Genomic DNA, 10,963 nt, shown 5'->3' with positions numbered 1-10,963 from the left:
GACGTGGAAACTGTTTTGATAATGCGTGTATCGAATCATTCTTCTCACATTTAAAAACAGAGAAGTTGTATTTAGTGTGCCCAAAAACATATGAAATGGCCTACCGAGCAATTCAAGAATATATTCAATTTTATAATACAGAAAGATTCCAAGAAAAACTTCACGGCCTTTCCCCGATAGAATATCGGGAAAAGGCCGTGGCATAATACTCTTTTTATTACTGTCTACTTGACAGGGAGATGACCACAAGGGAACCTCCTTTTTTTGTTCTATCAATCTATGCAATTTTTTATACATTCCTATTCTGGTGCGGTTTTAGGGTTCTTGTCTGTTATTGGATTAACGAAAAAACTGTATAAAATCTCGCATACTCTTAGCGTGTTTTTTTCAAAAATGCTGGCGATATCTCACATCCATCAACTTATGAATTTTATAATGTCCTCAAACCAAGAATTTCTCGTGTTTTTAGTCCAAAATGTTATTTAATAAAAAAATATCTCGAATTTGAGATAAATTACTTGCTTTTTAATCACTTGAGTTGTAAAGTGATAGTAACGAAAGCGATTGAGTCATATGAAAAACATACACTCAGTTGTTTTCGAGTTAAAAACGAAAGTAACTTATGCAGTAAAAACTAAGATGAATTTACAAAAACATAATGAGAATAAATTGAACAGCTAAAAAGCATATTATTTTTTTATCATCACTTGACTAGTAAAACGAAGCGGAGGAATTAAAAATGTATAAAATTAAAGGGCATCATCACATTTCAATGGTTACGAAAAATGCAAATGAAAATAATCACTTTTATAAAAATGTGCTTGGATTACGTCGTGTGAAAATGACAGTGAACCAAGATGATCCGTCAATGTACCATTTATTTTACGGAGATAAAACAGGAAGTCCGGGTACAGAGTTATCATTTTTTGAAATTCCTTTAGTAGGAAGAACATATCGCGGTACAAATGCGATTACTCGAATTGGATTACTCGTTCCTTCAGAGGAAAGCTTACATTACTGGAAAGAACGATTTGAGAAATTTAATGTGAAACATAGTGAGATGACAACATATGCAAATCGTCCTGCTTTACAATTTGAGGATGCTGAAGGTCTTCGCTTAGTACTACTCGTTTCAAACGGAGAAAAAGTAGAGCACTGGGAAAATTGGGAGAAATCAGAAGTTCCTGCAAAGCATCAAATTCAAGGAATGGGTTCTGTAGAAATGACAGTTCGTAGACTTGATAAAATGGCGAGTACACTTACAGAGATGTTTGGTTATACAGAGGTTAGCCGCAGCGAAGAGGAAGCAATTTTTCAGTCCATTAAAGGAGAGGCTTTTGGAGAAATCGTTGTGAAATATTTAGATGGTCCTACTGAAAAGCCGGGCCGCGGTAGCATTCACCACTTAGCAATTCGTGTGAAAAACGATGCAGAGCTTGCCTATTGGGAAGAACAGGTGAAACAAAGAGGCTTCCAGTCTTCAGGAATCATTGATCGTTTCTATTTTAAAAGCTTATATTTCCGCGAATCAAACGGAATCCTATTTGAAATTGCGACAGATGGACCAGGATTTACAGTTGATGGAGATGTGGAACATCTAGGAGAAAAGCTTGATTTACCACCATTCTTAGAAGATCAGCGAGCAGAAATTGAAGCGAATTTAGCACCGATTGAAGAGAAGTAATAGAAGAAAATATACAACTTTAACAAATAAATGAAACCCATTGGAGGAATATAAAATGAACCAATTAAAAGGAATTCACCACGTTACAGCGATTACAAGTAGTGCAGAAAAAAACTATGAGTTTTTCACTCACGTTTTAGGAATGCGTTTAGTTAAAAAAACAGTAAACCAAGATGACATTCAAACGTATCATTTATTCTTTGCAGATGATAAAGGTAGTGCAGGAACAGATATGACATTCTTTGACTTCCCAGGTATTCCAAAAGGAGTACACGGTACAAATGAAATTTCAAAAACTTCATTCCGTGTACCAACTGATGCAGCACTAGCGTATTGGGTGAAACGCTTTGACCGTCTTGAAGTAGAACATACAGGAATTAAAGAGCAATTTGGTAAGAAAACTCTTTCTTTCGTTGACTTTGATGACCAACACTATCAATTAATCTCAGATGAACTTGATAAAGGGATTGAATCAGGTACACCATGGCAAAACGGACCAGTTCCATTAGAATATGCAATTACTGGTTTAGGGCCTGTATTCATCCGTATTGCAAACTTTAGTTTCTTCAAAGAAGTGTTAGAAAAAGTTTTATTATTTAAAGAGGTTGCGCAAGAAGGAGAATTCTATTTATTTGAAGTGAATAAAGGTGGAAACGGTGCTTCTGTCATTGTAGAACATAATACGGTTCTTCCAGAAGCACGACAAGGTTTTGGTACGGTTCACCATGCTGCATTCCGCGTAGAAGATCGCGCTGTATTAGAAGAATGGATTGAGAGAATCAGTAGCGTTGGACTTCCTTCATCTGGTTATGTAGACCGTCATTTCTTTGAATCATTATATGCAAGAGTTGCACCACAAATCTTATTTGAATTTGCAACAGATGGCCCAGGGTTTATGGGAGATGAGCCATACGAAACACTTGGTGAAAAATTATCTTTACCTCCATTCCTAGAGGCAAAACGTGAAGAAATTGAAAAATTAGTTCGTCCAATTGATACAGTGAGAAGTACGAAGGAATTTATTAAAGAGTAAAAATAGAGATAGTAAGTAGGAGAGCAAGTAGTTTTAGCGGATTGCTGGAACTGCTTGCTCTTTTATTTGTCCCGTTAAGTTTTCTGACAATTGTTTCTCAAGTTATTAAAAAGGAAAAGTTTGGTATAATTAATTAAAATATTTAATTTTCTGATAATTATTTTTCAATACATAGAAAAGGAGTGGTAATATACAATTTTAATAATTGTATAAAAATCCTAATTTTGTAATTTTAGAGAAAAGGAGATGCGAGTGTATGGGAGCAGATGTAGTAACGCGGGAGCAAATGAAACATTCTTTAGATGATTGGTATCGTGTAATGTTGCAGCAAAATATAGAGAAAGCTATGGAAATGAAAGAGGAGATTGAAAGTAAGATTAGTGGGTTGGACGTGGATCAGGAGTTATCTTTGTATTTTACCTTATTAGATTTTAGATATAAAATGCTGACGGATTGGTTGAATATAAAAGAAAATAGTTTTGAGAGAATAGAATCTTTTGAAATTCCAACTGAAGGGTTTTTAGCATATTATTATCATTTCTTTAAAGGGATATATTGCACTTCAATGTCTAGATATGGCGATGCAAAGGAAAGTTATGAAAAAGCAAATGAACTAATGAAATATGTTTCGCACTCTTTAGAAAATGCAGAATTTGATTATCGTATAGGTAATTTTTACTATCAGACATATCAACAAGTTAATGCAATTGATTATTTGAGAAAAGCGAAAGAAGAGTTTAAAAAACATATAGGTTGCGAAATAAATATAGCGCTATGTGAAAATGCTTTTGGTCTGTGTTGTGTAGATTTGAAAAATTACGAACTCGCGGAAGAAAGCTTTAATGCTGCTATGGATATTTTCCAAAAGGTAAATTATGAAAAATATATTTTAATGGTGCGTCATAATTTAGCCTTTTTGTATGCTAGTCAAGATTTATCGGAACTTGCAGTTCGCCATGCATCCGAAGTTACAAAAAAACAGCCGAAATTTTTTAAAGCGCTATTTGTTGAAGCGCGTGAATGTTATAAATTAGGGCAATATCAATTGGCAGCAGATCTGGTTGAAAAAGGTTTGGATATTTGTAAAGAATTAAATAAGGAAGAGTTTCAATATCGTTTTATGATTTTGAAAAGCGTAAATGAAAAATCACCTACATTAAGTTTAGAGCAAGTAGTTTTAGAAGGTATTACTTATTTTGAAAAAGAAGAGCTATGGGAGTGTATACAGGAATACGCTGAAATGTTGGCCTTAAGGTTTTATAAGGAAGAGAATCACGATAAAGCTAGTCATTATTTTTACATGAGTCATAAAGCTCAAAAAAAATTGTTAAAAAAAGGAGCGCTAAAATAATGAAAAAGATTCACTTTGGAATGTTAGGGATTGCGTTAGTAGGTGTGTTATCAATTGGAGCTAATAGTTCATTTACAAATCAAGCCTTAAATATAGGAGAAACAGGAGGAGCACCAGCAAGACCAGACTATGTTAGCTTCAATAAAGGAGATACTGGTGGAGTACCAGTAAAACCAGACTATGCTAGTTTCAATAGAGGAGACACGGGTGGAGCACCAGCAAAACCAGACTATACTAGAGGCGACACAGGAGGAGCACCAGCAGATAATAAAGGTGACGGTGGCGGTATTAGCAAGCAAGACTCACACGCTGATCATTTTTAAATTAAATAATAACAAAGAAAGGGATCTCACAACGAGGTCCTTTTCTTTGTTATTAGGCCATGTAGAGAAAAGAATTGACTTACTTTAAATATGTAACTATAATAGTTACAGAATAACCATTAGTAATAGAAATGAGTTATATTTTTTTAGTTTAATTGTAACTGTATTAGTTACAATTAAAAAGAGAACATAAAATAACCAAAAAATGTAAAAACTTTTAAATAGCAACAAGAGAAAGGAGACGGGAACTTTGAAAAGGTTTAAGTTTTATATGATTAGCGGTATTGTGCTCGTTTTGTTAATTATTTGTAACTTCGTTGAGAAGCCGATTGCGAAGGTTGGCGAAGTGAAAGATACTGTTATGATGAAGCTGAATACGAAAGAGAGTATGGCGCAAATTGATGGACAGACGATTTATTTTAAACAAATTGGTGAGGGAAAACCCCCTTTACTTATGTTGCATGGGTTTGGTGGTTCTTCTGATGGGTTTAGTGATATTTATCCGGAACTAGCGCGAGACCATACGATTATTGCGGTTGATATTTTAGGGTTTGGGCGTTCTTCTAAGCCAGTTGATTTTCAGTATTCGTTTCCTGCGCAAGTGAATTTATATTATAAGTTAATGAAGAAGCTCGGATACGATCAGTTTGCGGTGCTCGGCCATTCAATGGGTGGAGAGATGTCCCTCAATTTAGCGTATTTATATCCAGACGCAGTGACGCATCTCATCTTGGCGGATGCTACAGGGATAGAGTCTTTCCAGCAAAAAGAAAGTTATGAAGTACCACCGCTATCGACGGACTTACAAACTGTAACTGAGATTACGAAGTATAATAAAAATGAAGTGAAAAATAGTCGTGATGATAAAGAGCATTATGATCAGCTTACGAAAATGAGAGAGCGCCGCATTGCGATGGAAGCTGATAAAATTAAGGTACCGACTTTAATTATATGGGGACGACATGATAAAAGTGTTTCTTGGAAAAATGGTGAACTGTATCATGAGCTATTTGCGAATAGTACGTTTCATATTATTGAAAAAGGATACCACGCACCGTTTCGTCAGGAACCAATTGAGTTTATGGAATATGTACAAGCATTTTTCGCGAAGCATCCACAATAAAAATTTTAAGCATAAATCCAATTCTTTCCTCATAAAGTGAAACTAATAAGGCTTGTCTAAGGAAAGGAATGAAGTGATTTGGAAACTTTACCATGGTGGGTGTATCTTGTAATTGTTGGGATTGTACTAAGTGGCTACATGGTTTTATATACTTCGAAAAAAGAGCAAGATATGGATAATGAGTTTATCGAAAAAGAAGGCGAAGTATATATGAAGCGCTTAGAAGAAGAGCGTGAGAAACGTAATCAGGATAGTGATAAGGATTCTGTATTGCTTTAATAGAAATTTTGAAAGGTTACCACCTAGTAGGATTTTACATCTCGGTGGTAGCTTTTTTTCTTCTGCGGGAGCAGTATATGTTCATCAAGCTAAGGTTATATTAGTTTAATTTTACATGTATAAGAGAGTCATCATAAACTTTTATTGATGGTATTTATATATTTTTTTACTCATAAGAATGGAACTAGTGGGGATTTTACTGGGGGGGGATTAACAATGCATAGGGATGAAACTTCATTACATCCGGATACAGGTGTTACATCTGTAATGTTTGTTGAGCGTTCATTAAATGAAATTCGTTTTTGGTCTAGAATCATGAAGGAGCATTCTTTTTTTCTTCGTTTAGGATTTAGATGCGAGGATACTCAACTAATCGAAGAGGCGAATCAATTTTATCGATTGTTTGAACATATTGAACAAATAGCGCATTCCTATACAAATGAAACAGATCCTGAGCAAATAAAAAGATTTAATGCAGAAGTACAACAAGCCGCAACTAATATTTGGGGATTTAAACGAAAAATTTTAGGGTTAATTCTCACATGTAAATTGCCAGGACAAAATAACTTTCCACTTTTAGTTGACCATACAAGTAGGGAAGCTGATTATTTTAGAAAACGTTTAATACAATTAAATGAAGGTAAATTAGATGCTCTTCCTGATGCTATTATTAAAGAAAATGTTTTCTTTTTACGGATTATGGCAGACCATGCTAAATTTATTGGTCATCTTCTTGATCCATCGGAAAGAAAGCTTGTAGATACAGCACGGAATTTTAGCAATGATTTTGATGAATTGATGTATCAAGCAATTGACTTAGAATCTATGAAACCACAATCCCAAACAGCCCCTCTTTTAGATCAATTTTTAGATCAAAATCGTGTGTCGGTTGCATCTCTTCGGGATTTTAAGAAAACAGCACGTGATTTAATTGAGCAATGTAAAATAAAGAGTATCATTCATCCGTTATTAGCAGACCATGTTTTCCGTGAAGCTGATAGATTTCTTGAAATCATTGATATGTATGATGTTCATCTTACAAATATTCAATCACAACCTAGATATTAGAAGATAAGGAAAGATACTATTTTTTCCTTAAGCTGAGAAGTTAACAATTTATTGTTAGCTTCTTTTCTTTTTGATTAAAATTTTCTTTTAAGGACTACATAAATCCCTTTGACCAAATATGTAATTCTTTGTAAAATCTTATATATGGAAAGATTATGAATATACAGGAAATCTATGGATAGTAGATTTTAATAAATTATTCGGGGGGAATTTATTAGTTAAGTATATTAACTTGTTTGCACTACATTTTACAAATAAAGGGGTATTAGTAATCATGAAAGCAAAGAAATTAGTAAGTTTAGCGTTACCAGTTATGTTATTGAGTGGTTGTATTACAATTGAAACTGATGGTAAGAAAGCTGAACCAAAGAAAGAAGAAACGCAAAAGGTAGAGAAAGAGAATAAGACTTCTGAAAAAGAGAGTAAGTCAACTGATGGCAAGAAAGAGGATAGCTTATCTGTAGCGAAAGGTGAAGGTACAAACAGTAGTTCATCAAGTAGTCAACCAAGTTCTTCTTCAAATAATTCAACTTCTTCTAGTTCTTCAACTGGTAAGGTAACTGGTTCAGATGTTGAAAGGTACAAGGCAGATATCATAAATAGTGCTACTCAAATTGAAGATACAATGAAATTAATTGAAGGAATAGCAGATTCAGACGTAAAATCATACAAACAAAAGAAAAGTGAAGTACAACTGAGTTTAGGTGGAGCAAAGGCAACTGCAACGAAACTGAAGAATCTACAAGCGCCTCCTGAGTTACAGGGAGAACAGGCGAAGATAAAGCAGTCGATGGAACTATATGCGGATTGTTTTCAACTTCTATTTGATGCATTGGACCAAGAAGACGAAAGTAAAATGCATCAATCATTAAGTAAAGCACAAGAAGGTTCGAAACTGTTTGAAGAGGCAGCGAAGAGTATTGGTAGTAAAACCAACTAAGAATAAATTATTTTAAGGGGTACTTGTGGGTGCAGTTGGTGCAAGTGAAGAGTTAGGAATTAGTTATGGAAACACATTACAAATTTATCAAATGGACGATAATGTTCGTATTCGATATGTAAAACAATAAATAATTGGTGAAAAACTCTGTAATAAATTTTACAGGGTTTTTTGTTAGTTCTAGTTTATTTTTTTGTCTTCCTAAGCGCTAAGCATACTAGTATAAGTTGAGAAATGAACAAGAAGATTTGATGGGGAATATTGAATTTCCGATAAAAAATAACAATAGTAGACGCGTTTTTTTCACGGTTTAAATTATAGTAACTGTAACCATCTAAAGCCCAATTCATACACTATGGTGGAGGATTTTCACCTAATAACCGGATGAAAAAGGAGTGTAATCATGAAGAAACGTACTGTTAATGAAGCGGGAGGGAATGTGCCACAACCAATCCGCAGCGACGGAGCTGGTGCGATTGATTCTGGACCTCGTAATGTTATGCGGGATATTCAAAATCCGAATATGCTTGTTCCGCCTATAACGGATGCAGGGTTAGTTCCTAACTTGAAGTTTTCATTCTCGGACACTTCTATGATTTTGAAACAAGGCGGGTGGTCTCGGGAGATTACTGCTCGGGAACTACCGGTTTCGACGACGATTGCGGGAGTAAATATGAGTTTAACGGCCGGTGGAGTACGAGAACTACATTGGCATAAAGAAGCGGAATGGGCGTATATGCTTTTAGGACGGGCGCGCATAACGGCTGTTGATCAAAATGGGCGTAATTTTATTGCTGATGTTGGACCAGGTGATCTTTGGTATTTTCCGCCTGGTATTCCGCATTCCATTCAAGGATTGGAACATTGTGAATTTCTACTCGTTTTCGATGATGGGCATTTTTCTGATTTATCTACTTTAGCTATTTCTGATTGGTTTGCGCATACGCCAAAAGAAGTGTTGTCGGCTAATTTCGGAGTACCTGAGAGTGCTTTTCGTTCTATTCCTTCAGATCAAGTTTATATTTATCAAGGAGAGGTGCCAGGTTCGCTTGAAAGTCAGGAAATTCAATCGCCGAAAGGAGAAGTTCCTTTAACATTTAAACATGAATTGTTAAAACAAAAGCCGATTAAGACGCCTGGTGGTAGCGTTCGAATTGTAGATTCTACAAATTTCCCTATTTCCAAAACAATCGCAGCAGCGCTCGTTGAGGTTGAGCCTGGTGGAATGAGAGAACTTCATTGGCACCCGAATAATGATGAATGGCAATATTATTTGACAGGGGAAGCGAGAATGACTGTGTTTCTTGGAAATGGTACCGCTCGTACATTTGATTATAGAGCTGGCGATGTCGGATATGTACCGTTTGCGACGGGGCATTATATTCAAAATACAGGTACCGAAACATTATGGTTTTTAGAGATGTTCAGAAGTAATCGTTTTGAAGATGTATCGTTAAATCAATGGATGGCACTGACTCCTAAAGAAATAGTGGAGAGTAATATACATGTTGGCCCGCAAGTAATGGATTCCCTGCGTAAGGAGAAGAGGCCTGTTGTGAAATATCCGGGGTTTTCATATAGTCCGAAAAATGATGAGTAAAAATGAAAATTTGCGTTATTCTTTCTGGAGACTGATAAGAAGGGATGGCGTATTTTTTATGCCTAATCTAGTCTTTATCCCGCTATTTGCCGGGCAGTAAGACCCCACCTCAAAATTCAGCGGAATCAAAGAAGTTAGGTGGGGGGCGGGCTGTCCGTAAAAGCCCGATTAGTGAGGGCTGATTAAAGTTTCACTTTATTAATATCCGTCCCTTGTATTATTGTTCGGGAAATTATTATTGGAGCATAGTATAGGGAAGATACATATAAAAGAGCGCCATTATAAGCTGTAACGCATAAGTTGCGCAGGAAATGCAACGATAACTAGCTTTACTCTTCATCATTTATTTGAACATAATGGGCATAGAGAGGCGATAAACACAGTATGATTTTGAGTGAGCGTTTAAAAGAGATTGGTCGCAAAATGATTTGGCTGAAAAACTTCATGTGAGTAGGCAATCTGTTTTGAAATGGGAGGCGGGAAAGAACTATCTGAGCATTGAAATTATTATTCATTTAAGTGACCTGTTCGGTATTACAATTGATGAATTGCTAAGGGGTGATGAAGAATTGACGCAGAAAGTAATTGAAGATAGTAAGCAATTGGCGTATCCAAAATGGAAGGTGTTTTTTGATAGTCTATTTATGATAGGAGTATTTTTGTTTATTGCAAAAATCGTTGTATGGATGCTAAATAAGTTTGCTGGAGCAAGTATTACAATTGTAGCAGATGCGCCATATGTAATGAATCTTTTGCCCCTTGCATTCATGATTATAGGTGGTATGGGATCGGATAAGTTGAAGAAAATATATAGATAGAGGAAAGATTTGAAAGAAATCCCCTACACTAGCTGTTCTTTTCACTTAAATTGTGTACTATAAAGGATAGGATGACATAAAGAAGGGGATATAGAGAATGGAATTTCATGAACAGAAGATTTTGCCGGCAGTGAGGCAAATTAAAGATTTGGAAAAGCTATTACATAGTTCGTATGAATATATTGTTATTTTAGATATTCATGTCGGCCAATTGAAGAGTGTTATATCGCTTGCGAAGCAATATTGTAAAAAGGTGTTTTTACATGTGGATTTAATTCATGGTTTGCAGAGTGATGGGCATGCGACGGAATATTTATGTCAGGAGTTTAGACCGTACGGGTTACTTTCAACAAAGGCGAGCGTTATTATGAAGGCGAAGCAAAAAGGTGTTGTGGCAATACAACGCATCTTTTTAATCGATTCGAGTGCGATGGAGAAGAGCTGCAATCTTTTAGATAAGACGAAACCGGATTATATTGAGGTACTTCCTGGAGCATTAACGGACGTTATCGCTGAAGTGAAAGAGCGTACTGGTGTACCGATTTTAGCAGGTGGTTTTATTCGTACTGTAGAAGATGTGGAAAGAGCTTTAAACGCTGGTGCGACAGCAATTACGACATCAAAACGCGAACTATGGAAACATTACCAAAAAAAGTGACGAAAATGTGAATTTTTTCGTTGACACCGCTTTCATTTACGGTTAACATTATAGACAAGTTAATAAACGTGACGGAGAAAAGTAGA

General features: G+C 35.6%; 11 protein-coding genes and 1 pseudogene. All 12 read left to right on the top strand.

Translation table 11 applies throughout. The annotated features are described in order from the left end of the window. On the top strand, nucleotides 1-206 hold a 206-nt coding region (locus D1166_RS01880), incomplete at its 5' end, for an IS3 family transposase (protein WP_141195368.1). A gap of 533 nt (nucleotides 207-739) precedes the next feature. Further along, nucleotides 740-1,684 (top strand): ring-cleaving dioxygenase, encoded by a 945-nt coding sequence (locus D1166_RS01870; protein WP_000276684.1) that lies wholly within the window; start codon nucleotides 740-742, stop codon nucleotides 1,682-1,684. A 55-nt stretch (nucleotides 1,685-1,739) separates the two neighbouring features. Beyond that, nucleotides 1,740-2,717 (top strand): ring-cleaving dioxygenase, encoded by a 978-nt coding sequence (locus tag D1166_RS01865; protein ID WP_097856633.1) that lies wholly within the window; start codon nucleotides 1,740-1,742, stop codon nucleotides 2,715-2,717. A 256-nt stretch (nucleotides 2,718-2,973) separates the two neighbouring features. Next, a complete protein-coding gene (locus D1166_RS01860; RefSeq protein ID WP_097856632.1) occupies nucleotides 2,974-4,068 on the top strand; it encodes a response regulator aspartate phosphatase in 1,095 nt (364 codons plus the stop codon). Then, the gene (locus D1166_RS01855; RefSeq protein ID WP_070757242.1) at nucleotides 4,068-4,391 is read left to right on the top strand and encodes a Phr family secreted Rap phosphatase inhibitor; all 324 of its coding nucleotides are present in this window, start codon (nucleotides 4,068-4,070) and stop codon (nucleotides 4,389-4,391) included. Before D1166_RS01860 ends, D1166_RS01855 begins: the two co-directional genes overlap by 1 nt. Before the next feature lie 250 nt (nucleotides 4,392-4,641). Further along, nucleotides 4,642-5,514, top strand: coding sequence for an alpha/beta fold hydrolase (locus tag D1166_RS01845; RefSeq protein ID WP_118043234.1), 873 nt, complete (start codon nucleotides 4,642-4,644; stop codon nucleotides 5,512-5,514). 78 nt (nucleotides 5,515-5,592) lie between these two features. Next, the gene (locus D1166_RS01840) at nucleotides 5,593-5,793 is read left to right on the top strand and encodes a sporulation YhaL family protein (RefSeq protein WP_000449223.1); all 201 of its coding nucleotides are present in this window, start codon (nucleotides 5,593-5,595) and stop codon (nucleotides 5,791-5,793) included. Nucleotides 5,794-6,009: 216 nt separating this feature from the next. Further along, on the top strand, nucleotides 6,010-6,861 hold the full coding sequence (locus D1166_RS01835) for a DUF2935 domain-containing protein (RefSeq protein WP_000554479.1): 852 nt from the start codon (nucleotides 6,010-6,012) through the stop codon (nucleotides 6,859-6,861). Nucleotides 6,862-7,135: 274 nt separating this feature from the next. Continuing rightward, a complete protein-coding gene (locus D1166_RS01830) occupies nucleotides 7,136-7,801 on the top strand; it encodes a DUF7018 domain-containing (lipo)protein (protein ID WP_000644830.1) in 666 nt (221 codons plus the stop codon). A gap of 403 nt (nucleotides 7,802-8,204) precedes the next feature. Further along, nucleotides 8,205-9,401, top strand: a complete 1,197-nt coding sequence (locus D1166_RS01825) for an oxalate decarboxylase family bicupin (protein WP_000747514.1) — start codon at nucleotides 8,205-8,207, stop codon at nucleotides 9,399-9,401. Nucleotides 9,402-9,805: 404 nt separating this feature from the next. Further along, nucleotides 9,806-10,219: pseudogene (locus tag D1166_RS01820) on the top strand (helix-turn-helix domain-containing protein); the annotation flags it as partial. 97 nt (nucleotides 10,220-10,316) lie between these two features. Further along, entirely contained in the window at nucleotides 10,317-10,877 is a 561-nt protein-coding gene (gene glpP / locus D1166_RS01815) for a glycerol uptake operon antiterminator GlpP (RefSeq protein WP_000394285.1), read from the top strand. Nucleotides 10,878-10,963 lie beyond the last annotated feature (86 nt).

Source organism: Bacillus sp. ISO11 (assembly GCF_003458115.1).
GTDB lineage: Bacteria > Bacillota > Bacilli > Bacillales > Bacillaceae_G > Bacillus_A > Bacillus_A cereus.
This window is presented reverse-complemented; position numbering and strand designations above follow the sequence as displayed.

What these genes read in the sequence shown, in the direction of transcription:
- D1166_RS01830 (WP_000644830.1), top strand. Translation starts at nt 7,136, where the DNA reads ATGAAAGCAAAGAAATTAGTAAGTTTAGCGTTACCAGTTATGTTATTG.
- D1166_RS01855 (WP_070757242.1), top strand. Translation starts at nt 4,068, where the DNA reads ATGAAAAAGATTCACTTTGGAATGTTAGGGATTGCGTTAGTAGGTGTG.
- D1166_RS01860 (WP_097856632.1), top strand. Translation starts at nt 2,974, where the DNA reads ATGGGAGCAGATGTAGTAACGCGGGAGCAAATGAAACATTCTTTAGAT.
- D1166_RS01870 (WP_000276684.1), top strand. Translation starts at nt 740, where the DNA reads ATGTATAAAATTAAAGGGCATCATCACATTTCAATGGTTACGAAAAAT.
- D1166_RS01825 (WP_000747514.1), top strand. Translation starts at nt 8,205, where the DNA reads ATGAAGAAACGTACTGTTAATGAAGCGGGAGGGAATGTGCCACAACCA.
- D1166_RS01835 (WP_000554479.1), top strand. Translation starts at nt 6,010, where the DNA reads ATGCATAGGGATGAAACTTCATTACATCCGGATACAGGTGTTACATCT.
- D1166_RS01865 (WP_097856633.1), top strand. Translation starts at nt 1,740, where the DNA reads ATGAACCAATTAAAAGGAATTCACCACGTTACAGCGATTACAAGTAGT.
- glpP (WP_000394285.1), top strand. Translation starts at nt 10,317, where the DNA reads ATGGAATTTCATGAACAGAAGATTTTGCCGGCAGTGAGGCAAATTAAA.